The sequence below is a fragment of the Achromobacter sp. MFA1 R4 genome, assembly GCF_900156745.1.
In the GTDB taxonomy this organism is placed as follows: Bacteria; Pseudomonadota; Gammaproteobacteria; order Burkholderiales; family Burkholderiaceae_B; genus Achromobacter.
On sequence record NZ_LT707065.1, the window covers coordinates 6,070,668 to 6,093,066 of the forward strand.

At 68.7% G+C, this 22,399-nt stretch carries 25 protein-coding genes; 21 read left to right on the forward strand and 4 right to left on the reverse strand.

Annotated elements, in window-relative coordinates; all coding sequences use genetic code 11:
* Window positions 1-62: 62 nt before the first annotated feature.
* Window positions 63-728 carry a 4'-phosphopantetheinyl transferase superfamily protein gene (locus BXA00_RS27765; protein WP_076521594.1) on the reverse strand — a complete coding sequence of 222 codons (666 nt, stop codon included), beginning with the start codon at window positions 726-728 and terminating at the stop codon, window positions 63-65.
* Window positions 729-838: 110 nt separating this feature from the next.
* On the opposite strand from BXA00_RS27765, the gene BXA00_RS27770 reads away from it, so the two are divergent.
* From BXA00_RS27770 to BXA00_RS27860, 19 genes are all read left to right on the forward strand, one after another.
* On the forward strand, window positions 839-1,561 hold the full coding sequence (locus BXA00_RS27770; RefSeq protein WP_076521595.1) for a beta-ketoacyl synthase chain length factor: 723 nt from the start codon (window positions 839-841) through the stop codon (window positions 1,559-1,561).
* On the forward strand, window positions 1,558-2,421 hold the full coding sequence (locus BXA00_RS27775; protein WP_231952165.1) for a 1-acyl-sn-glycerol-3-phosphate acyltransferase: 864 nt from the start codon (window positions 1,558-1,560) through the stop codon (window positions 2,419-2,421). The genes BXA00_RS27770 and BXA00_RS27775 overlap by 4 nt, the downstream gene beginning before the upstream one ends.
* A complete protein-coding gene (locus tag BXA00_RS27780; RefSeq protein WP_076521597.1) occupies window positions 2,402-2,662 on the forward strand; it encodes a phosphopantetheine-binding protein in 261 nt (86 codons plus the stop codon). The genes BXA00_RS27775 and BXA00_RS27780 overlap by 20 nt, the downstream gene beginning before the upstream one ends.
* 16 nt (window positions 2,663-2,678) lie before the next feature.
* Complete coding sequence (locus tag BXA00_RS27785) at window positions 2,679-2,933, forward strand: acyl carrier protein (RefSeq protein WP_076521598.1); 255 nt, start codon at window positions 2,679-2,681, stop codon at window positions 2,931-2,933.
* Window positions 2,930-3,478 (forward strand): hypothetical protein, encoded by a 549-nt coding sequence (locus BXA00_RS27790; protein ID WP_076521599.1) that lies wholly within the window; start codon window positions 2,930-2,932, stop codon window positions 3,476-3,478. The genes BXA00_RS27785 and BXA00_RS27790 overlap by 4 nt, the downstream gene beginning before the upstream one ends.
* Before the next feature lie 3 nt (window positions 3,479-3,481).
* Window positions 3,482-5,188 carry an AMP-binding protein gene (locus tag BXA00_RS27795; protein WP_076521600.1) on the forward strand — a complete coding sequence of 569 codons (1,707 nt, stop codon included), beginning with the start codon at window positions 3,482-3,484 and terminating at the stop codon, window positions 5,186-5,188.
* Entirely contained in the window at window positions 5,175-5,939 is a 765-nt protein-coding gene (locus BXA00_RS27800) for a glycosyltransferase family 2 protein (RefSeq protein ID WP_076521601.1), read from the forward strand. Before BXA00_RS27795 ends, BXA00_RS27800 begins: the two co-directional genes overlap by 14 nt.
* Complete coding sequence (locus BXA00_RS27805) at window positions 5,936-6,859, forward strand: glycosyl transferase (protein ID WP_076521602.1); 924 nt, start codon at window positions 5,936-5,938, stop codon at window positions 6,857-6,859. Before BXA00_RS27800 ends, BXA00_RS27805 begins: the two co-directional genes overlap by 4 nt.
* Window positions 6,852-7,295 (forward strand): thioesterase family protein, encoded by a 444-nt coding sequence (locus BXA00_RS27810; RefSeq protein WP_076521603.1) that lies wholly within the window; start codon window positions 6,852-6,854, stop codon window positions 7,293-7,295. The genes BXA00_RS27805 and BXA00_RS27810 overlap by 8 nt, the downstream gene beginning before the upstream one ends.
* Window positions 7,292-7,918, forward strand: a complete 627-nt coding sequence (locus BXA00_RS27815) for an outer membrane lipoprotein carrier protein LolA (protein ID WP_231952166.1) — start codon at window positions 7,292-7,294, stop codon at window positions 7,916-7,918. Before BXA00_RS27810 ends, BXA00_RS27815 begins: the two co-directional genes overlap by 4 nt.
* Entirely contained in the window at window positions 7,902-10,229 is a 2,328-nt protein-coding gene (locus BXA00_RS27820) for an MMPL family transporter (protein ID WP_076521604.1), read from the forward strand. Before BXA00_RS27815 ends, BXA00_RS27820 begins: the two co-directional genes overlap by 17 nt.
* Before the next feature lie 27 nt (window positions 10,230-10,256).
* Window positions 10,257-11,519: an NAD(P)/FAD-dependent oxidoreductase gene (locus BXA00_RS27825; RefSeq protein ID WP_076521605.1), complete on the forward strand. Its 1,263-nt coding sequence runs from the start codon at window positions 10,257-10,259 to the stop codon at window positions 11,517-11,519.
* Window positions 11,520-11,527: 8 nt separating this feature from the next.
* Window positions 11,528-12,079, forward strand: a complete 552-nt coding sequence (locus BXA00_RS27830) for a hypothetical protein (protein ID WP_076521606.1) — start codon at window positions 11,528-11,530, stop codon at window positions 12,077-12,079.
* Window positions 12,076-13,275: a beta-ketoacyl-[acyl-carrier-protein] synthase family protein gene (locus BXA00_RS27835; protein ID WP_076521607.1), complete on the forward strand. Its 1,200-nt coding sequence runs from the start codon at window positions 12,076-12,078 to the stop codon at window positions 13,273-13,275. The genes BXA00_RS27830 and BXA00_RS27835 overlap by 4 nt, the downstream gene beginning before the upstream one ends.
* Entirely contained in the window at window positions 13,272-13,727 is a 456-nt protein-coding gene (locus tag BXA00_RS27840) for a hotdog family protein (protein WP_076521608.1), read from the forward strand. Before BXA00_RS27835 ends, BXA00_RS27840 begins: the two co-directional genes overlap by 4 nt.
* Window positions 13,724-14,455, forward strand: a complete 732-nt coding sequence (fabG, locus tag BXA00_RS27845) for a 3-oxoacyl-ACP reductase FabG (protein WP_076521609.1) — start codon at window positions 13,724-13,726, stop codon at window positions 14,453-14,455. The genes BXA00_RS27840 and fabG overlap by 4 nt, the downstream gene beginning before the upstream one ends.
* Window positions 14,455-15,681, forward strand: coding sequence for a beta-ketoacyl-ACP synthase (locus BXA00_RS27850; protein ID WP_076521610.1), 1,227 nt, complete (start codon window positions 14,455-14,457; stop codon window positions 15,679-15,681). Before fabG ends, BXA00_RS27850 begins: the two co-directional genes overlap by 1 nt.
* A gap of 59 nt (window positions 15,682-15,740) precedes the next feature.
* Window positions 15,741-16,181, forward strand: a complete 441-nt coding sequence (locus BXA00_RS27855) for an excinuclease (protein WP_076521611.1) — start codon at window positions 15,741-15,743, stop codon at window positions 16,179-16,181.
* A 76-nt stretch (window positions 16,182-16,257) separates the two neighbouring features.
* A complete protein-coding gene (locus tag BXA00_RS27860) occupies window positions 16,258-16,719 on the forward strand; it encodes a GatB/YqeY domain-containing protein (protein ID WP_076521612.1) in 462 nt (153 codons plus the stop codon).
* Here the strand turns inward: BXA00_RS27860 and dinB are convergent.
* Window positions 16,716-17,813: a DNA polymerase IV gene (gene dinB, locus BXA00_RS27865; RefSeq protein WP_076521613.1), complete on the reverse strand. Its 1,098-nt coding sequence runs from the start codon at window positions 17,811-17,813 to the stop codon at window positions 16,716-16,718. The genes BXA00_RS27860 and dinB overlap by 4 nt on opposite strands.
* 75 nt (window positions 17,814-17,888) lie before the next feature.
* Between dinB and BXA00_RS27870 the strand changes: the two genes are divergently transcribed.
* Window positions 17,889-18,308 carry a PaaI family thioesterase gene (locus tag BXA00_RS27870; protein WP_076522155.1) on the forward strand — a complete coding sequence of 140 codons (420 nt, stop codon included), beginning with the start codon at window positions 17,889-17,891 and terminating at the stop codon, window positions 18,306-18,308.
* A 35-nt stretch (window positions 18,309-18,343) separates the two neighbouring features.
* Here the strand turns inward: BXA00_RS27870 and BXA00_RS27875 are convergent, their stop codons facing one another.
* Entirely contained in the window at window positions 18,344-18,799 is a 456-nt protein-coding gene (locus BXA00_RS27875; protein ID WP_076521614.1) for a BPTD_2524 family lipoprotein, read from the reverse strand.
* Window positions 18,800-19,011: 212 nt separating this feature from the next.
* Between BXA00_RS27875 and BXA00_RS27880 the strand changes: the two genes are divergently transcribed.
* Window positions 19,012-20,928 carry a S9 family peptidase gene (locus BXA00_RS27880; RefSeq protein ID WP_076521615.1) on the forward strand — a complete coding sequence of 639 codons (1,917 nt, stop codon included), beginning with the start codon at window positions 19,012-19,014 and terminating at the stop codon, window positions 20,926-20,928.
* Here BXA00_RS27880 and BXA00_RS27885 read toward each other — a convergent pair.
* Window positions 20,918-22,150, reverse strand: a complete 1,233-nt coding sequence (locus tag BXA00_RS27885; protein WP_076521616.1) for a GGDEF domain-containing protein — start codon at window positions 22,148-22,150, stop codon at window positions 20,918-20,920. The two genes, BXA00_RS27880 and BXA00_RS27885, sit on opposite strands and share 11 nt — an antisense overlap.
* Between the last annotated feature and the right edge of the window lie 249 nt (window positions 22,151-22,399).

Genomic DNA, 22,399 nt, shown 5'->3' on the forward strand with positions numbered 1-22,399 from the left:
TCGCCTTTAAACATATATTCATAATACATCTTTAAGGGCGGGCAGAAAAATCGCAGCTAGGATCAGTCTGAATCGGAGCGCCAGCGGCCAAACGGCGCGGGCGGCGGCAAGGCGCAAGCGGGCAGGCAGATCCATTGCGGCGCCACCGCGTCCGCGGCTCGATCCTGCGGGGCCTGCCACACCACCGAGGCCACCCAATCGCTTCCGATGCGGTAGGAACACGCCTGCCACGCGCCCCCGGGCGCGCGCAGCAGCGGGCTTTCCGGCGACTCGGACAAACCCACGCAGGCCATGTCCGCGGGAAAATCCAGCCCCGCTCCTTTAATGAAGGCTTCTTTCAGTGTCCAGAGCCGATAGAAGTGTTGCAGGCGCGCTTCGCCCTGCAAGTCGGCCAATGCCTCGCGTTCGTCTGGCGAACAGACCCACTGCGCAAGCCCGTCCACGTTGCGTGGCCGGATGGCCTCCAGGTCGATGCCGATCTTCCAGCCGGGCGGCGCCGTTGCGCAAACGGCATGTCCGCCACTGTGGCTCAGGGACGTTGCCCCGGGAACCGGCCGTGCGCGGCGCAGATGCTGCAACACCGCGCGGCTGACTTTCCAGTCCTGCAGCGCCTTGCCGCTGCGGATCGCCGCCGCCCGCCGGACGTCGTCCGCAGACAGGTGTTCAACCCGGTATTGAGAGGCGGCGCTTTGATCGGCCCACCAGATTAAAAGTTCCTGAACGCCCACGGCTTAAAAGTAACTATTGGATAAAATTATCGGTAATATGGGTTATTTTGTGTAATTTGTAACTGTTTAAATCGTTTCCGACCGTGTTCACCATAGTAGAATCGCGCGCTATGTTGACGTTCTCAATCGCGCACTGGCAAGGTTGGACGCACGGATTTCAAGACCCGAGCCGCTGGCAGCACTGGGCCGAACACCCCTACTGCCCCCTCGGAGAGCAAAGCGCCCCCCGCCTCGACTTCCTGCCCCCCATGCAACGCCGCCGCCTCAGCCCCCTGGCCCGCGGCGTCTTTGCTTGCGCCTGGCCGCTGGCCGACGGATATCCGGACATGCCGTTCGTATTCGCCTCGCGCCACGGAGAAACGTCGCGCAACTTCGGGCTGTTGGAATCGCTGGCGGCGGACGAGCCGCTGTCCCCCACCGCATTCGGACTGTCGGTCCACAATGCGATCGCCGCGCAGTGGTCGATCATACGCCGCGACACCGCCGAGTCCGTCGCGATTGCCGTCGAGGACGACGGCCTGGAACACGCCTTTATTGAAGCGGCCATGCTGTTCGATCAAGGCCATGACAACGTGCTGGTGGTGCTGGCCGAAGAACAGCCGCCCCGCCCCTACGCCCCGTGGGTGGACGATGTGCCGTTCTCTTACGCTGCCGCCTTCCGGCTGCGCCCGGGCACGGACTGGGCGCTAGCGCCCAGCCCCGCCCCCCCCGGCGACGCTGCGCCGCAGATCTGGCCCAATCCCTTGAACCTCCTTCGCCATCTCGCGCTGCGGACCCCAAGCTGGCGGCACGCCAACCGCACCCGCCAATGGACCTGGACACGCAACGCATGAACAGCACGGCACAAGTCCGCCAGGATTTCTGGCTCTGGCGCCTGGTCGCCACTGGCATGGCCTTCACCCTGTTCGGCCTGGGCGGCGTGCTGCTGCGCCTGATGGTGTTCCCGCCTCAACGGCTGTTGCCGGGCGACCGCCACGACCGGCAGCGCCGGGCACGCTGGGCGCTGCATGGCACCTTCAGGCTGTTCATCCGCTTCATGGTGCGCGTGGGCATCCTGACCGTGGAATTCAAGGGCGCCGAACGCCTGGGCCGTCCGGGCCAGATGATTCTTGCCAATCATCCGTCGCTGCTGGACGTGGTGTTCCTGGTCGGGCACGTCAAGAACGCCAATTGCATCGTCAAGCACGGCCTGGCGACCAATCCCTTTACCCGCGGGCCGGTGGCAAGCGCGGGCTACATCACCAACGACGAAAGCTTCGACATGTTCGATCGCGCCGCGGACGTGCTGCGCAATGGCGAAACGCTGATCGTATTTCCCGAGGGCACGCGCACGCCGCCCCGCGCCCTGCCGCAGTTCCATCGCGGCGCCTGCGCGATTGCCTTGCGCGGCGCGCGGGTCGTGACGCCGGTCGTCATCCGCATGAATCCGCGCAGCCTGACCAAGGGCGAGCCCTGGTACCGCATTCCGCCTTCCCGCATGCGCTATGTCATCGAGGTCGGCGAGGACATCGACCCGACGACCTGGAGCGCCGTGCATCCGCTGCCCATCGCCGGCCGCAAGATGAATGCCTATCTGCATGCCTATTTCGAAGCCGAACTGGCGCGCAGCGCGCCGGACGGCGCCTCAATGAACGCGCTGTCGCCCCAGACGGTGGAAGTGGAGTCAAAGCTGGATGAATCAACTGGAACTTGAGCTGAAAACGCTCGTCATCGAGTCCCTGGGACTGGAAGACATCACCCCCGACGACATCGACCGCGAGGCCGCGCTGTTCGGCGACGGGCTGGGCCTGGATTCGGTCGATGCGCTGGAGCTGGGCCTGGCGCTGCAAAAGCGCTATGCCATCACCATGGATCCCGAAACGCGCAACATGCGCGAGCATTTCGCCAGCATTGCCAGCCTGGCGGCATTTGTCACGGCGCAACGCCGCGACTGACGCACACGGAGTCACGATGCATACCCGCGAAGAAATATTCAATACGCTGCGCGGCGCGCTGGTCGAACTGTTCGAGATCGAACCGGAACGGATCACGCCCGACGCTCACCTGTACACCGACCTGGAAATCGACAGCATCGACGCGATCGACCTCATCGACCACGTCCGCCGCCAGACTGGCCGCAAGCTGGACGCCAATGATTTCCGCACGGTCCGCACCGTCGAGGACGTGGTCCAGGCGATGTGGCAAAAGCAGGATCCCGCCGCATGAAACGTGGCGTCGCGGCCGCGCTGGCCGCCGCCGCCGTGGCCTACCCGTTCCTCGTCTACGCGACGCTGGACAGGGTAAGCGCCGCCTGGCTCGCGTTGCCGCTGGCGCTGCTTTGGCTGGCGCGCGCGCTCACGGCGCGCGCCACACAGCCCGGCGACCGCCTGCTGCCGGCCGTCGCCCTGGTCTTCTGCCTGATCCTCGCCGTCTCCGATTCGCAAAGCTGGCTGCGCTGGTATCCCGTGCTGGTCAATGCCCTGATGCTGGCCATCTTCGGCATGAGCCTGCGCGGCCCGCAGCCCGTCGTCGAACGCCTGGCGCGATTGCGCCATCCGGCGCTGCCGCCCGAAGGCGTGCGCTATACCCGGAACGTCACCCGCGCATGGTGCGTCTTTTTCGCGCTGAATGGCTCGGTCGCGGCCGCGCTGGCGGTCTGGGGGCCCTGGAGCTGGTGGGTGGCCTACAACGGCTGCGTCAGCTACGTGCTGATGGGATTGATGGCCGCCGGCGAGTGGCTGCTGCGCCCGGCCATGGCCAAGGCGGCCTGATCCATGGCCTGGACGCCCCTGCCCCGCCTGCTGTTGCCGGCCTCGCCCGGCGACGGCAACGCCCCGGTCGCCGATTCGCCCCTGCTGACCCGTGACGCCTTCGCGCAGGCCAGCCTGCGCATCGCGGGCACGCTGCGCGCCCGCTCGCTGCGGCGCGCGGCGCTCTGGTTCGACGACGCGGCCGAACTCGCCTGCGCGCTGTTCGCCTGCTGGCGCGCGGGCGTGGTGGCCGTCCTGCCGGGCGACCGCCAGGCCCAGACCTGCCAGGGCCTGGACGCCACCGTCGACGCGTGGCTGACCGACGCCGCGCTGCCCTTGCCCGCCGCCCGCCAGTGGCGGCTCGCCGACCTGCATGAACATCCGCCCCTCGAACCGGCGGAACTGGACGCGTCGCAGACCCTGGTGCTGTGCACCTCCGGTTCCAGCGGCACGCCCAAGCACATTGCCAAGACCTGGGGCCAACTGGCGCAGGAAGTGCAGGCGCTGCAGCAGCAGTGGCCCGACCCGCAGGCGCCCGTGCTGGGCAGCGTGTCGGCGCAGCACATGTACGGCCTGCCCTTCCGCGTGCTCTGGCCGCTGTGCGCGGGCCGGCAGATCGACCGGCCGCAGCGCCTCTACCCCGAAGACCTGCAGCAGGCCAGCCTGCGCCATCCTTCCTTCACCTGGATCGCCAGCCCGGCCCTGCTGCGGCGGCTGGGCCAGCGCCTGGACTGGGCGCAGCTGCGCGGCAGGCTGACCCGCATCCACTCGTCGGGCGGCGCCTTGCCGCGGGACGTGTCCGATGACATCGCGCGGTCGCTCGGCGTGCGTCCCACGGAAATCTACGGCAGCTCGGAAACCGGCGCGGTGGCCTGGCGCACCGGCGACGCGGACTGGCAGCCGCTGCCCGGCGTGACCGTGGACGTGAACGGCGACGGCGCCCTGCGCGTCGCATCGCCATGGGTCCATGCCGACGACCGCCAGACCGCGGACGGCGCCGAGCTCACGGCCGGCGGCTTCCGGCTGCTGGGCCGCCTGGACCGCATCGTGAAGATCGAAGAAAAGCGTGTGTCGCTGCCCATGCTGGAACACGCACTGACGGAACACGCCTACGTCGCCGACGTGCGCGTGGGCAAGGCGGCCGGCGCGCCGCGCCTGACGGCGCTGGTGGCGCTGACGGCCCATGGCCTGCATGCGCTGCGCAACCAGGGCCGCGCAGCCGTGGTCGATGCCTTGCGGGCCCATATGGCCACGCGCTTCGAATCGCTGGCGGTGCCCCGCGGCTGGAGATTCTTCCGGGACCTGCCCGCCAACGCGCAAGGCAAGCTGCCGCAGGCCGAGTTCGACGCCGCGGCCGGCCCGCGCCCGCTGGCGCCCGTCGCCATCCCCACGGACGTGGCGGCCTTGCCGGACAACGAGCGGCGCTACACGCTCGACATTCCCTATGACCTGGCGTACTTCAGCGGCCACTTTCCGATCGCGCCCGTGGTGCCGGGCGTGGCCCAGATCAGTTGGGCCATGTCGCTTGCCCAGCGCGACCTGAAGCCGGAACTGAGCTTTGCCGGCATGGAGGCGCTGAAGTTCCAGCGTCTCCTGCGCCCGGGCGACACCGCCGCCCTGGCGCTGAAATGGGACGCGGACCGGCAAAAGCTGTACTTCGCGTTCACGGTGGACGGCTCGCCCTGCTCGTCGGGACGCATTCTCCAAGGGGCGGACCATGGCGCCGCATAAGCTGTGCGCCGTCATCCCCGTGTTCAACCACGGCGGCACCGTGTCCGCGGTGGTGGCGCAACTGACGGCGCAGGGCCTGCCCTGCGTGCTGGTCGATGACGGCTCGGACCCGGCGTGCGCGGCGGTGCTGGACCAGTTGGCCGCGCAGCCCGGTATGCAGCCCGACATACGGCTCGTGCGCCGCGCAGTCAATGGCGGCAAAGGCGCGGCGGTGCAGGACGGATTGCGCGCCGCCCGCGCGCTGGGCTACACGCATGCGCTGCAGGTGGACGCCGACGGCCAGCACGCGCTGCAGGACGTGACGGCATTTTCCGACGCCTCCCGCGCGCAGCCGGACTCGGTGATCTGCGGCGCGCCAGTCTATGGCGACGACATGCCCCGCAGCCGCCTCTACGGCCGCTGGCTGACCCGCGTCTGGGTATGGATCAACACTTTGTCGTTCGACATCCCCGACGCCATGTGCGGCTTTCGCGTCTATCCGCTGGCCGCCGTCCTGCCCGTGATCGACGGCGCCCATGTCGGCCGGCGCATGGATTTCGACATCGCCATTCTGGTGCGGCTGCATTGGCGCGGCATGCCCATGGCGTGGCTGCCGACGCGCGTCGTCTATCCCGAAGGCGGCATCTCGCACTTCAAGGGGCTGCAGGACAACCTGCTGATCAGCCGCATGCATGCGCGGCTGTTTTTCGGGATGCTGGCCCGGTCGCCAGCCCTGCTGTGGCGCCGCCTGACCGGGAGCGTCCGTCCATGAGCGCCCCCGACAGCCATTGGGCGGGGCAGCGGGAACGCGGCCATCCGGCGCTGATGCGCCTGACGGCCTGGGCCGCGCGCAGGCTGGGCCGGCGCACCGTCGCGCCCGTGGTCTGGCTCGTCGTGCTGTATTTCTATGCCTTCGGCGCGCGCGCCCGTCGCGCGATCGCCGCGTATCAGCGGCGCCTGGTGAACGCCGGCGGCCTCGTCGCGCCGCTGCCCCGCGCCTTTCCTGTCTACCGGCAATACCTGGCCTTCGCCACCGCCATGCTCGACAAGCTGGACGTCTGGCAGGGCAGGATCACCATGGCCCAACTGGACATCGCCGACCCGGATGGCCTGCACGGCCAGATGGGCCATGGCCGCGGCCAGATCCTGGTGGGCTCGCACCTGGGCAACCTTGAAATCTGCCGCGCGCTCGCCGAGCAGACCGGCGCGCTCAGATTGAACGTGCTGGTCCACAGCAAACATGCCGTCCACTTCAACCGCCTGCTCGATGAAGCCGGCGGCGGGCTGCGCATGATCCAGGTCAGCGAACTGGACGCGGCCGTCATGCTCGATCTGGCGCAACGCCTCGATCGGGGCGAATGGCTGGCCATCGCCGGCGACCGCGTGCCGCTGCAGGGCGATCGCACGGTGCCGGTGCAATTCCTGGGCGCGACCGCGCGACTGCCCCAGGGCCCCTGGCTGTTGGCCGGGTTGCTGGGTTGCCCGGTGAATCTGCTGTTCTGCACCCGCCAGGGCGATCGCTACCGCGTGTCGATGGAGCGGCTGTCGGACGGCATCGCCTGGACGCGCGCGACGCGCCAGCAACGGATCGCCGACTGGGCGCAGCGCTATGCCGACCGCCTCGCGGCGCACTGCCGACTGGCCCCGCTGCAGTGGTTCAACTTCTACCCCTTCTGGAAAGACGATGCGTAAACGCGGCGCCATCGGCGCGGAAGTCGAAATTCGCGTGCCCTTTTTCGACGTCGATTCGATCAATGTCGTCTGGCATGGTCACTACGTGAAGTACCTGGAGCAGGCGCGCTGCGAGCTGCTGGACAGCCTTGGCCACAATTACGGCGCCATGCGCGCCAGCGGCTATGTGTGGCCGGTGATCGACCTGCACCTGCGCTACGCCCAGCCGGCGCAGTTCGGCCAACGGCTGGTCGTGCGCGCCGAACTGGTGGAATGGGAACATCGGCTCAAGATCAACTACCTGATCCAGGATGCGGACACGGGCCAGCGGCTGACGCGCGCCACGTCCGAGCAGGTGGCCGTCTGCCTGGCCAGCGGCGAGATGCAACTGGCCTCGCCCGAGGTCTTCGTCGCCGCGGTCCGAAGCAGGCTCCAGTCCCTGGAGGCCGGCACATGATGCGCATTCCCACCCCCCGCCCGTTCTGGAAGCGGCTCGCCTGCCTGCTGGCGCTGGCCCTGCTGCCCCTGACCGCCGCGGCCTTCGACCTGGACGACCTGCGGGCACAACTGCGCGCCACGCCGATCGTGCGCGGCCAGTTCGTGCAGCAGAAATTCCTGCGCTCGCTGCCCCAGCCCCTGACCAGCCGCGGCGACTTCACGCTGGCGGCCGGAAAAGGCCTGCTATGGCTGCTGCGCACGCCCATCGCGCAGGACCTGCGCATCGATGCCAACGGCATCTCGCGCCGGGACGCGTCCGGCGCCTGGACAAAGCTGCCCCAGCAGACGGGCGGCGGCCGCGAGAACCAGCTCTTTCTTTCCGTGCTGGCCGGCGACACCCGCGCGCTGCAGGAAAACTTCGACCTGGCGCTGACGGGCGAGTCCACCGACTGGCATTTGACCCTGACACCGCGCTCGGCGCTGCTGCGCCAGATCTTCGACACCATCCGGATCGATGGCGGCGCGCTCGTTGACCGCATCGAACTGCGTGAAACCCAAGGCGACCGCAGCGTGCTGCAGATGACCGGCGCCATCGCCGCGCAAGCCTTGACCCCCGAGGAAGAGCGTGCGTTCGCGGACTGAACGCTGGCTGCCCCGCCTGTTCAAGTTGGGGCTGCTGCTGGTGCTGCTGGCCGGCGCCTGGCAGTGCCGCAACGGCTGGCCGGTTTCCGCCAATCTGATGGAGCTGGTGCCGCAGGCGTCCGTTGACGCCACGCGGCGGCTGGCCGAGAGCCGCATCCAGGAACCGCTCTCGCGCCAGCTCATTGCGCTGGTCGCCGCGCGCGACGGCGCCGATCCCGTGCCGCCGGCGCGTCTGCTGGCAAAGCGGTGGACGGACAGCGGCCTGTTCTCCCAGGTGCAGGTAGACCTGAACGTCGACCTGGCCGCCCTGCGCGAGCACCTCCTGGCGGGCCGCCTGGCCATGCTCCCGCTGGCGGACCGCCAGCAACTGGAAAACGACCCCGCGGCCTACGCGCAGCGCCGTGCCCGCGAACTGTCCGATCCCTTCTCCTCGTCGGGCCTGGTGCCCGCCGATCAGGACTGGCTGGGGCTGACGCGCCGCGCCGAACAGGCGCTGCGTCCCGGCGGACTGGTGCATTTCGACATGGGTTCGGGCACGTTGCAGGCCGAACAGGGCGGCCGGCGCTGGGTGCTCGTGCGCGCCGATACGCGCGCCGACGCCTTCGACGCCGACGCGCCGCAACGCATTGCGGCGCAAATCGACCAGGATCGAGCGGCCCTGGGCGCGGCGGGCGCCGAGCTGCTGGTGGCGGGCGGCCCCCTGTATGCCGCGGCCGGCAAGGCCCAGGCCGTCGCCGAAAGCGGCTGGATCGGAACCGGCGCCGCCATCGGGATCGTGCTGGTGCTGCTGCTGGCGATGCGCCGCTGGCGCGTGCTGCTGGCGTTCGTGCCCGTGGCCGTGGGGCTGGTGACCGGCACGGTCGCGTGCGTCGCCGTATTCGGCTCCATCCACGTCCTCACGCTCGTCATCGGCGCCAGCCTGATCGGCGTGGCCGTGGACTTCCCCATGCACTGGCTGGGAAAGAGCTTTGGGATGCCGGACTGGCAAGCCTGGCCGGCCTTGCGCCGGGTGCTCCCCGGCCTGACCATCAGCCTGGCCGCCAGCCTGGTGGGCTACCTCGCGCTGGCGTTCACGCCGTTCCCGGCGCTGACCCAGACCGCCGTGTTCTCGGCGGCCGGCCTGCTGGGCGCTTATGCATGCACCGTGTGCCAGCTTCCTGCCTGGATGCGCGGCTGGCGGCCACATCCCTGGCTGCCCCTGCTGGGCTTTGCCCAGCGTGCGCTGCGCACGCGCGAACGGCTGGCCGCCCGGCGCGGCGTCCTGTGGATCGGCGCGGCCCTGGTGGCGGCGGGCGTCGCGGGCGGCATTGCGCGGCTTGGCATCCAGGACGACCTGCGCCAGTGGCTGAGCCTGCCGGCGCCCCTGATGGCGCAGGCCAGGCAGATCGGCGACATCACCGGCGTCGTGCCCACCAGCCAGTTCTTCCTGGTGCGCGCCCGCGATCCCGACGAACTGCTGCGCCGCCAGGCGCGGGTCGCCCAGCGGCTCGATGCGCTGGTGCGCGACGGCAAACTGGCCACGTACAACGCGCTGAGCCAGCTCGTGTCGCCGGCCGCCGAGCAGGAGGCCCTGCGCGGCAGACTGGCCGCCCTGGCCGCACAGCCGCAGGCCTGGAAGGCCATGACCGACCTCGGCATTCCTTTCGAGGCCATCGCGCAGGAGCTGCAGTCGCTCGCGGCGCTGCCCCCGCTCACGATCGACGACGCGCTGCGCGGCCCCCAGGCCGAACGCTGGCGCGCGCTGTGGCTGGGCCAGCACGGCGGCGAATATGCGGGCATGATCACCCTGCTCGGCCTGCGCGACCCGGCGGCCCTGGCCGCCGTGGCGCAGGACGCGCCGGGCGTCAGCCTGGTCGACCGCAGCGGCGAACTCAACCGCATGTTCGCCGCCACCCGGATCGAAGCCGCCGAACTCAAGCTCATTTCCTATGTGGCCGCCGCGGTGCTGCTGCTGCTGACGCTGGGCCGCGCGGCGACCTGGCGCATCCTGGCCGTGCCCCTGGCGGCCACCGCCTGCAGCCTCGCCGCGCTGGGCTATCTTGGCCAGCCCCTGACGCTGTTCAGCCTGTTCGGCCTGCTGCTGGTGTCCGCCATCGGGGTGGATTACGCGATCTTCATGTTCGAGCGCGTCGCGGGCGCGGCCGCCAGCCTGGTGGGCATTCTCCTGGGCGCGGTCACGACGCTGCTGTCGTTCGGACTGCTCGCCCTCAGCCAGACCCCCGCCATTGCCAACTTCGGGCTGGCCGTGGCGCTTGGCGTGGCCTTTTCGCTGCTGTGGGCGCCGTGGATCGGCCCGCCCCGCGGGCGCTGACGCTTTCCTCTCATCACGCATCGCAACATGGAAACATCCAGCATGGAACATCGGGAAGTCGTGGTCATCGGGGCGGGCCCGGCCGGCGCGGTCGCCGCGGCCTTGCTCAAACGGCAGGGGCACGACGTCCTGATCCTTGAACGCCAGCAGTTCCCGCGCTTTTCCATCGGCGAAAGCCTGCTGGCGCACTGCCTGGAATACCTGGACGAGGCAGGCATGATGCCCGCCGTCCAGGCCGCCGGCTTCCAGGTCAAGAACGGCGCCGCATTTGCCTGCGGCGACGCCTACACCTACTTCGACTTTCGCGACAAGTTCACCGCCGGGCCGGGCACGACCTTCCAGGTGCAGCGCGCGCACTTCGACCAAGTGCTCGCCGACGACGCCGCCCGCCAAGGCGTCGAGGTGCGCTACCGGCAGGAAGTCACCGCGGCCGACTTCGGCAACGACGGCCCGCTGCTGGACGTGCGCACCGCCGAAGGCGATAGCTATCAGGTCAAGAGCCGGTTCGTGCTGGACGCCAGCGGCTACGGCCGCGTCCTGGCGCGCATGCTGGACCTGGAACGCCCGTCGTCCATGCCGCCGCGCAAGGCCATCTTCACCCACATCGAGGACCGCATCGACGATCCCGGCTTTGACCGCGAAAAGATCCTGATCACGGTGCATCCCGAACAACGGGGCATCTGGTACTGGCTGATTCCCTTCTCCAACGGCCGCTGCTCGTTCGGCGTCGTCGGCGGCGAGGACCTTTTCGGCGCCCCCGGTGTAGACCTGATGACCACCTTGCGCGCCATGGCGCAGGCCGCGCCCAACCTGAAGCGCGTCTTGAAGAACGCGGTCTGGGATACGCCCGCCAACACGATAGGCGGCTACTCGGCCAGCGTGACGCGCCTGCACGGCCCGGGCTATGCCTTGCTGGGCAACGCCGCGGAGTTCCTGGATCCGGTGTTTTCGTCCGGGGTCACCATCGCGCTGCGCTCGTCCAAGCTGGCGGCCGATGCGCTGCACCGGCAGCTGGGCGGCGCCCAGGTGGACTGGCAAGCCGAGTTCGCCGACCCGCTGATGGTGGGCGTCGAAACATTCCGCGCCTATGTCCAGGGCTGGTACAGCGGCGAATTCCAGGACGTCGTGTTCTACCCGCGCGCGCAACCGGAAATACGCCGCATGATCAGCGCCATCCTGGCCGGCTACGCGTGGGACACCCGCAACCCCTTTGTCGCCAACCCGCAGCGCCGCCTGCGCATGCTGAGCGAACTCTGCCGCGCGGGCGCCCCGCTTGCGCAGCCCGCCTGAGCCGCCCCATGAACGCCGCTGCCGCCCTCTTCCCGACCGTACGCCGAAGCCTGGCGCTTGCGCTGCTGGCGCTGGCCGGTTGCGCCGGCGCGCCGCCCCTGCCCGCCCACGATGCCGGCTTTGCGCTGCCGCGCCAGTTGCACGTGGCGCAGACGGCGCCCGGCCAGCCCGCCGCCGACCTGCTCCTCGTGGTCCAGCGCGAAGGCGCCGCCCTGCGGTGGTCGTTGTTCGATCCCATGGGGGTGCCGCAGGCGCGGCAGATGCTGGAACGGGGCCAATGGCGCAACGATGGCTTCATGCGCCCCAATGCGCAGGCGCGCGAGCTGTTCGCCGCGCTGATGTTCGCCTGGACGCCGCAAGCGGATCTGGACGCCGAGTACGGCGCCGCGTCGTGGCGCGCCGCCGGGCCCGGCGGCGGCGTGACGCAGCGCGTTCTGCTCGGGCAGGGCAAGGCGCGCTGGACCGTCACCTGGCCGGGCGATGCGCAAGGCCCGGCGTTTTCCATCCGGACCGCCGACGACGTGACGTGGCGGATCACCCCCTTGAAGGAGCAGCCATGATGACCTGGCTAGGCACCCCCGGCGTGGTGTGCGCGCTTGGCGCCGGCGTCGAGGCCGTCGGCCGCGCCGCGTTCGCCGGCGACACCACCGGCATGCGCGCCCAGGCCGGCTGGGTCAATGGCCGCGTCCTGACGCTGGGGGCCTGCACGAGCGCGCTGCCGGCCCTGCCCCGGGAAGTGCCCGCGCATCACCACAGCCGCAACAATCAACTGCTGCTGGCGGCCGCGGCGCAGATCGAGGCGCCGCTGCGCGCCGCCATCGCCCGCTATGGCGCGGACCGCGTCGCCGTGGTGCTGGGCACCAGCACGTCCGGCGTCAATGACAACGCGCCCGCATTCCGCGACTTGCGCCAGCATGGCGCCTGGCCCGCCACCTACGACTACCGCCGACAGGCCCTGTCGTCCCCCGGCTCGTTCCTCGCCGACTGGCTGGGCACGACGGGACCGGCCTACACGCTTTCCACGGCCTGCACGTCCAGCGCCCGCGCCCTGCTGTCGGCGCAGCGCCTGCTGCGGCTGGGCCTGTGCGACGCCGTGGTCTGCGGCGGCGCCGACACGCTGTGCCGCCTGACCATCAACGGCTTCGCCACGCTCGAAGCCGTCGACGACGCGCTATGCACGCCGTTTTCGGTCCATCGCCGCGGCATCAATATCGGCGAGGCCGGGGTCCTCTTTTTGATGGAGCGCGACCCCGCCGATGCGAATGCCGTGGCGCTGCTCGGCGGCGGCGCCAGCTCGGACGCCTGGCACATGTCCGCGCCCGACCCCACCGGCGAAGGCGCCCGCCGGGCCATGCTGGCCGCCCTGCGGTCGGCGGACGTGGACGCCGCCAGCATCGGGTGGCTCAACCTGCACGGCACCGGCACCCCTCACAACGACGCGATGGAAAGCCACGCCACGAACGCCGTGTTTCCGAACGGCGTGCCCTGCGCATCGACCAAAGCCCTGACCGGCCACACGCTGGGCGCGGCAGGCGCGCTGGAAGCCGCGCTGGCCTGGATCACCCTGTCCGCGTCCAACGCCGAAGGCCGGCTCATGCCCCATGTCTGGGACGGCCATCCCGATCCGGCGCTGCCCGCGCTGGAATTCAGCACCCCCGCGCATCGCTACGCCGCGGGCCGGCGCCGCGTGGCGATGAGCAACTCCTTCGCCTTCGGCGGCAACAATGCCAGCCTCGTATTCGGAGGTCATCCATGATCCCATGGCCGGTGGCCAGCCTGCTGCCGCACGCGGGCAACATGATCCTGATCGACACGGTCAGCCACTACGACGCGGACAGCCTCACCGCGCATGCCGTCATCCGGCCGGGCCCCTATTCGCTGGCGGACGGTTCGCTGCCGCCGTGGCTGGGGATGGAACTCATGGCGCAGGCCGTGGGCGCCTGGGCGGGATGCCAGGCGCGGCAGGCGAACGAAGCCGTCAAGCTGGGTTTCCTGCTTGGCACGCGGCGCTATGAATGCCATGCGGCCTCGCTGCCCGCGGGCGCCGCCGTCACCATCCATGTCCGGCGCGGCCTGATCGACGCCAGCGGCATGAGCGTCTTTGAATGTGAACTGCGCGACCCGACCCGCTTGCTGGCCGAAGCCCGCCTGAACGTCTATCAGCCCAGCGACCCGCAAACCTTTATGCAGGAAGAAGCCCCCCAATGAGCGCCGACCCCATCCTCGTCACCGGCTCGAGCCGCGGCATAGGCCGCGCCATCGCGCTGGCCCTGGCCGACGCCGGCCACGATCTGGTGCTGCACTGCCGCCAGCAGCGCGCCCAGGCCGAAGCCGTCCAGGCCGAAGTGCAGGCCCGCGGCCAAAAGGCGCGCGTGCTGCAATTCGACGTGGCCGACCGCGCGCAGTGCGCCGCCGCGCTGCAGGCGGACATCGAGGCCCACGGGGCCTATTACGGCGTGGTCCTGAACGCCGGCCTGACACGCGACGGCGCATTTCCCGCCCTCACCGGCGATGACTGGGACCAGGTCCTGCGGACCAACCTCGATGGCTTCTACAACGTGCTCAGCCCGCTGGCCATGCCCATGATCCGGCGCCGCGCTCCGGGGCGCGTGGTATGCATGGCGTCCGTTTCCGGACTGGTCGGCAACCGCGGCCAGGTGAACTACAGCGCCTCCAAGGCCGGCCTGATCGGCGCGGCCAAGGCCCTGGCCGTGGAACTGGCCAAGCGCCAGATCACCGTGAACTGCGTCGCGCCGGGGCTGATCGACACCGACATGATCGACGAACATGTGCCCGTCGATGAAATCCTGAAAGCCGTCCCCGCGCAACGCATGGGCAAGCCCGAAGAAGTGGCCGCGACCGTGGCATTCCTGATGTCCCCCGGCGCCGCGTACATCACGCGCCAGGTCATCGCCGTCAATGGAGGACTGTGCTGATGAAGCGGGTCGTCATCACCGGCATGGCCGGCATCAGCGCGCTGGGATCGGACTGGCCGCGCATCCAGCAGGCTTTCCAGGCAGGCCGCAGCGCCATCCGCGTCATGCCGGACTGGTCGCGCTACGCGGAGCTGAACACCCGCCTGGGCGGGCCGGTCGAGGATTTCCAGGCCCCGTCGCACTGGACGCGCAAGCAATTGCGCAGCATGGGCCGCGTCTCGCAGCTTGCGGTGCGGGCCGCGGAAATCGCGCTGGCCGACGCGGGACTGCTTGGCGATCGCAGCATCACCGACGGGCGCATGGGCGTAGCCTGCGGGTCGTCCGTCGGCAGCACGGCGGAAATCCGCGCCTTCGGCAACATGCTGCTCAATGGCGTGACCGACGACTTGAACGCGAACTCCTATGTGCGCATGATGCCGCACACGACCGCCGCCAATATCGGCATCTTCTTCGAACTGAAGGGCCGGATCATCCCGACCTCCAGCGCCTGCACCTCCGGCAGCCAGGGGATCGGCTACGCCTACGAAGCCATCCGCTACGGCCGCCAGGACCTGATGCTGGCCGGCGGCGCCGAAGAGCTATGCCCCAGCGAGGCGCTGGTGTTCGACGCGCTGTATGCGACCAGCCAGAAGAACGACACGCCGGAACTGACGCCCCGGCCCTACGACCGCGACCGGGACGGACTGGTCATCGGCGAAGGCAGCGGCATGCTGGTGCTGGAATCGCTGGAACACGCGCAGGCCCGCGGCGCGCACATCCACGCGGAAATCGTCGGCTTTGGCAGCAATTCGGATGGCACGCACATCACCCGCCCGGAAGCGGCCACCATGCGCGTCGCCATGGAGATGGCGCTGGCCGATGCCGGCCTTTCGCCCGACGCGATCGGCTACGTGAACGGCCACGGCACGGCCACCGAGCAAGGCGACGTGGCCGAGACCCAGGCCACGGCCCGGCTCTTCGGCAACCGCATGCCCATCAGCTCCCAGAAAAGCTACCTCGGCCACACGCTGGGCGCCTGCGGCGCGCTGGAATCCTGGTTCAGCATCGAGATGCTCCGCAACGACTGGTACGCGCCGACGTTGAACCTGCGGCATGTCGACCCGCTGTGCGGCGACCTGGACTACCTGACGGGCGAAGGCCGGCGCATGAACAACGAATTCGTCATGAACAACAATTTCGCGTTCGGCGGCATCAACACGTCCCTGATCTTCCGGCGCTGGCCATGACGCTGCCCTGGCACCCGTTCCACTCCGCTTTTTCACTGTCTTCCCAAGGAATGCAAATCATGAACCTTCACTGCAAGCTCGCTGGCGCGCTGGCCCTGTCGTTCGCTGTCTCGGCGCCTGTCCTGGCCGCGGATCGCACCGTCCACCTTCCCATGCAGGCCGCCATCGAGGCCGCGCAGGCGGCCGGCAAGATCGACGGCAGTGTGAAGTTCTACCTGGCCGGCACGGGCCCCAAGGGCAAAGTGCTGGAAGCCGGCGTGATCACCAACCGCAAAACGAATGCCTTCGCCAAGAAGGACGCGGATGCCTGCCTGTGGGTGGCGCAATCGGCCGTGATCGCCCTGCATGAAGCCGCCAAGAAGGCGGGCGCCAATGCCGTCACCAATATCGTCAGCTACTACCGCAAGAACGAATACCGCAGCACCACCGACTACGAATGCCACGCCGGCGCGATGGTCGCGGGCGTGGCCTTGCGCGGCGACCTCGCCACCGTGAAGTAAGCCCGGGGCGGGGCAGCCTGCCCGCCCCCGCCCGGTTTAAACTTCCCGTTTACCGCAACACCACAAAGGTTTACCCATGAGCACTGCTACGCTCAAGACCCGCCTGTCCGACTCCGTCAAGGACGCGATGCGCGCCAAGGCCGCCGAGCGCCTGACCACGCTGCGTTTCCTGCTGGCCGCCGTCAAGCAGAAGGAAGTGGACGAACGCCGCGACCTGTCCGACGCGGAAATCACCGCCATCATCGAAAAGCAGGTCAAGCAGCGCCGCGAGTCGATCGCCGCGTTCGAGCAGGCCGGCCGCACCGAAACCGCGGAACAGGAAAAGGCCGAACTGGCCGTGTTGCAAGAATTCCTGCCCCAGGCCGCCACGCCCGAGGAAGTGACCGCCGCCATCGACGCCGCGCTGGCCGAAGTGGCCGCGCAAGGCGTGACCGGCGCGCCCGCGATGGGCAAGGTCATGGGTATCCTCAAGCAGGCCCTGGCCGGACGCGCGGACATGACCGCGCTGTCGCAGCAGGTGAAGGCTCGCCTCGCCTAAAACGCGCCGCCAAACAGGTCCGGCTGGCGCGACTGCTGCGCCGGATCCGCGAAGTTGCTCATGCCCACGCCCGCCAGCCGATACAGCGTTTCAGGCGGGAGTTCGACGCGTTCGCACAGCAACCTGGCCAGGGCTGCCAGTTCCGCCGCCGACGCCGGCGGCTGGGCGCTGGTCTGGCTGCGCGTCAGGATGCGGAAGCGGTCGGTCTTCAACTTGAGCACCACCGTGCGGCCCAGGGCGCCCTTCTTCAGCGCCTGGTCCCACACTTTTTCCGCCATGCGGTCCAGCGCCTCGCCCACGGCGTCCAGCCGGACGTCCTGCGAAAACGTGGTTTCGGCCGACACCTGCTGCAAGGGCTGGTCGGTCTGGACCTCGCGCTCGTCGATGCCGCGCGCCAGCTCATACAGGCGGCGGCCGTAGCGGCCAAAATAATGCTCCAGTTCCTGCGCGCTGTGCGTGGCCAGGTCGCCCACCGTCTGGATGCCCAGCTGCTCCAGCCGCGCCTGGGTGACCTTACCCACGCCCGGCACCTTGCGCACGGGCAAGGGCTCCAGGAACGCCAGCACCTTGTTGGGACGCACCACGAACAGGCCGTCGGGCTTGTTCCAGTCGGACGCGATCTTGGCCAGGAATTTGTTCGGCGCCACGCCGGCCGACGCCGTCAGGCCGGTTTCCTCGCGGATCTGCTGGCGGATGACCTGCGCGACCTCGGTGGCCGAAGGCAGCCCGCACTTGTTGTGCGTGACGTCCAGATAGGCCTCGTCGAGCGACAGGGGTTCGATCAGGTCGGTATGGCGGGCGAAGATCTGCCGGACCTGGCGCGACACGGCCCGGTAGCGGTTGAAATCGGGCGGCACGTAGATCGCGTGCGGACAAAGGCGCTCCGCCTTGATGGCGGACATCGCTGAATGGATGCCGTAGCGCCGCGCCTCATAAGAGGCCGCGCACACGACCGAGCGCGGTCCGGTCCAGGCCACCACCACCGGCTTGCCGCGCAGTTCGGGGTTGTCGCGCTGCTCCACCGACGCATAGAAAGCGTCCATGTCCACATGCACGATCTTGCGCTGGGAACGCGCAGTCTCCTGCCCCGTCATGGCCTCAATCCCGTGGCAAAAACATATATTATGACCGGCGACAATCCGCTACCCATTCCCGCACACGACGGTTCCATGACTGCATCCGCCCCCACAACCGACTACTTCGGCCTGACGATTCCCTTCATGCATTTCATTGGCCTGGTGCCCGAAAGCATCGCGCCGGCCTATGCCCGCACGACGCTGCCCTGGCGCGAAGACCTCACCAACAGCCGCGGCGACGTGCACGGCGGCACGCTGATGAGCGTCCTGGATTTCACGTTGAGCGCCGCGGCGCGCGGGTCCGCGGACGCCACCGAAGGCATGGCCACGATAGACATGAACACCACCTTCCTGTCCCCGGGCACGGGCGACCTGGTGATCGAAGCGCGCTGCCTGCGCCGCGGCGCGTCCATCGCCTTCTGCGAGGGCGACATCCGGCGCGCCGACGGCGAACTGGTGGCGCGCGCCACCGCCACCTTCAAGATCATCCGCCGCCGTCCGGGCGGCGACTGACCCAGACCGACCCAGACTGATCCAGCGCGCGCGCCTTACTTCGGCAGGTCGCGCGACGGCTTGACGGGCGGACGCGGGTCCAGCGGCATGTAGGTGCTGCACGACACCAGGCCGTAATACACCGCGTCCTGCATCGCACGCATGGCGGCCGCGTCCCAGGTGCCCTTGCCCCACATCACGATGCGCACGTCCGTGGATTTTGCCCCCAGCGATTTCAGGTCGACGCGCGACATCTCGCGGTCCGAATAAGGGGCCAGCACGCGCACCACGCCGGACTGCGCGCTTTCGTTCAGGTCGGACACCACGCGGTAGGCATTGTCGGTGCTGCGCAGGCAGGCGTTGGACTGGCGGATGACCGCATCGTAGGCGTCCTTGAAGGCCACCGGCGCCTTGAATTCGCTGTGCGGCGACGAGCCGTCCTGCGAAATGCCCATCGAGCAGCCAGCCAGCCCCAGGGCCAGCGCCGATGCCGCGACCAGATTCCTGTACATGTAAATCTCCAGAAGAATTGCCGCGATTATCCCGCAAACGGCCTGGCGGGATAAGTGGGGCCGGTTCGACACCCTTTGCGCGGCTATGGCATTATCGACGAGCCGCCGGGACCGGCCCGCCGCAGCGCCGCCACTGGCGCGCGTGCGTCCGCGTGCGCCCCTTCGTCCCGCGCGTCCCCTGCAACGCGGATCGTCACCACGGAGGGTTTCCCTTGTTCTCATTCCTGCGCACCGTCCTGACCGCCGGCATCGTCGGCGCCACCCTGGGTGCCTGCGCCACGCAGCCGCCTCCCCGCGCCTATCCCCTGAAAGACTTCTTCCGCAATCCGGAACGCGGATTTTTCCGGCTGTCCGACGACGGCCAGACGCTGGCCTTCATGCAGCCCACCAGCGTGGACGGCCATCCCGCCCGCATGAACATCTTTGTGCAGCCCCTGCAGGGCAGCCAGCTCGTGGGCGAACCGCGGCAACTGACCCGCGAGACCGCGCGCGACATCAGCGCCTACTTCTGGAAGGGCGCGGACGTGGTGCTCTACCAGAAGGATTTCGGCGGAGACGAGAACTTCCACGTGCTGGCCGTCGACGCGAAGACGGGCAAGATCACCGACCTGACGCCCTACGAGGGCGTGCGCGCGGGCATCGAGGACGACCTCGAAGACGATCCCGACCACGTGCTGATCAGCCACAACCAGCGCAACCCCGAGGTGTTCGACGTCTACCGCGTCAACGTGCACACTGGCGCGGCCGTGCTGGTGGCCCAGAACCCCGGCAACATCGTGGGCTGGCAGACGGACCACGCAGGCAAGGTGCGCGCCGCCATCGCAAGCGACGGCCTGAACACCACCCTGCTCTACCGCGACGACGAAGCGTCCGAGTTCCGCCCCCTCATCACCACCGACTACCGCACCAGCGTCAGCCCGGCCTTCTTCACCTTCGACGACAAGAAGTTCTACGCCCTGAGCAACCGCGGGCGCGACAAGCTGTCCCTGGTCATCATCGACCCCGCCAATCCGGACGCCGAGGAAGTCATCTTCACGCCGGCCGAGGTCGACCTGGACGGCGCGGCGTTCTCGCGCAAGCGCCGCGTGCTGACCGTGGCGTCCTACCAGACGGACAAGCCGCAGTACCGCTTCTTCGACGCCGAGACCGAGGCCCTGTACCGCACCCTGTCCAAGCGCCTGGATGGCTATGACATCGCCATCCAGGGCGGCAACCGCGACGAGAACAAATTCATCGTCGCCGCGTACAACGACCGCACGCCCGGCGCGCGCTACATCTACGACGCCGTGGCCGGCACCCTGACCAAGCTGGCCGACCTGAACCCCGCCATCCCCGAGAAAGACATGTCGCGGGTGCAGCCCATCAGCTACCAGAGCCGCGACGGCAGGACCATCCATGGCTACCTGACACTGCCGGCGGGCCGCCCGCCCAAGAACCTGGCCTGCGTCGTGAACCCGCACGGCGGACCCTGGGCGCGCGACGGCTGGGGCTACAACCCCGAAGTGCAGTTCCTCGCCAACCGCGGGTTCTGCGTGCTGCAGATGAACTTCCGCGGGTCCACGGGCTACGGCCGCGACTTCTGGGAGGCCGGCTTCGGGCAATGGGGCCTGAAGATGCAGGACGACATCACGGACGGCGTGCAATGGCTGGTCGAGCAAGGCATCGCCGACCCCGCGCGCATCGGCATCTATGGCGCAAGCTACGGCGGCTATGCGACGCTGGCGGGCGTCGCATTCACGCCGGATCTGTACGCGGCGGCGGTCGACTACGTGGGCGTGTCCAACCTCTTCACGTTCATGAAGTCCATTCCGCCCTACTGGAAGCCGATGCTGGACAAGATGCACGACATGGTTGGAGACCCCGTGCGCGATCGCGACCGCCTGACCGCGACCTCGCCCGCGCTGCATGCGGACCGCATCAAGACGCCGCTCTTCGTGGCGCAGGGCGCCAAGGACCCGCGCGTGAACAAGGACGAAAGCGATCAGATGGTGTCCGCGCTAAAGGCCCGCGGGGTGGACGTGGAATACATGGTCAAGGACAACGAAGGCCACGGCTTTCACAACGACGAGAACAAGTTCGAGTTCTACGAGGCCATGGAGAAGTTCCTGACGGAACACCTCAAGCCGTAGTCCCTGCCGTTTCCTCGTTCAGGGCCAGCGGGGCGGCGGCCATCTGGCCGCTGCCCGCGCGGACCTGGCCGCGACCGCTCCAGGCCATTTCCACGCGGTCGCGCCCCTGGGCCTTGGCCTGGTACAGCGCCAGGTCGGCCCGCGCCAGGATGCCGTCGGCGCTGTCGCCCGGCTGGTAGGACGCCAGCCCGCCGCTCGTGGTCATCTGCACTTCCAGCCCCTGCAGGTACAAGGGCGTGTCGCGCAAGGCATCGCACACGCGCTGCGCCTGCACCAGCGCCCGCGCCGGATCGCAGTCGTACATCAGCAGCACGAATTCCTCGCCGCCCAGCCGGCCGAAGCGGTCGCTCGAACGCACCGCGTTCTGCACCACCTGCGCGAAGTGGCGCAGCGCGGTATCACCCGCCGCGTGGCCATAGCGGTCGTTGATGGACTTGAAGTGGTCGATGTCCAGCACCAGCACGGCCAGCTTGCCGCCGGTGCGCTCGGCCCGCAGGAGCTCGCGCTCCAGCTCGTCCATGATGCTGCGGCGGGAGTACGCGTGCGTCAGGCTGTCGAACGTCAGCGCGGCCTGCATTTTTTCCGCCTGGCTCGTCTGGATCATGAAGAGCAGCGCGAGGAACAGACCCGGCACCGTCACCGACCCGCAGACGATGAAAAAGAGTCCCCAGGCCGACGGCTGCAGCAGCGACACGGCCGTGTCCACGCCGGCGCCATAGACATACACGCGCAGGGCATGCAGACCCACCAGGCCGAAGAACGCCAGCAACAGGTAGAGCACCACGCCGCGCGCCTGGAACTGGCGGCGCTGCCGGAAAATGACCACGCCCGTCGCCGACATCAGCACGCAGGTATAGACCGAATACAGCAACATCCGCAGCACCAGGCTGTCGTTGCGGTACAGCAGCAGCGCAAAGCCGACCGTGCTGAGCGAGCACAGCACGGTCGTGCGCAGCACATGCGGGCGCAGGCCGAAAAACTGCCGCACGCCCACATACACGAGCGCGGCGGAACAGGCCCAGGCCGCGTTCGACACCATCACATAGGCTGCGGGCGGAATGATGTCGGCGGATGCGTAGGCCAGCAGGGACAGCACGGCAAGCGCGTTGGCCGCCATGAACGCGGGCACGCCGTCGACGCCGCGGCCGTGAAACGGAAGCAGCAACGGAAGCGCCAGGGCCGTCGCCAGGCCCCACATCAGGAAAAACAGGCTAGTCGTCATGGTGTATGCCGGCCCAGGCCTTCTGGGCCTGCCCCGCCTTTGGGAACTGCTGTTGCACTGGGTTCGCACTAGAAAACGCGTTACAAGCAAGCATTTTTGATGCTTTTTGTTACCAGAACGGCGAAAAGACGACCACGCGCGCTCACCCTGGGCGGCGCGCGTCTATTCGTCTGGAACCTTTACAGCCCGCGCCAGGACGATCGCACGGCTTGCAACAAAGAATACGCCAAGCCGATGGCTTGGTGACGG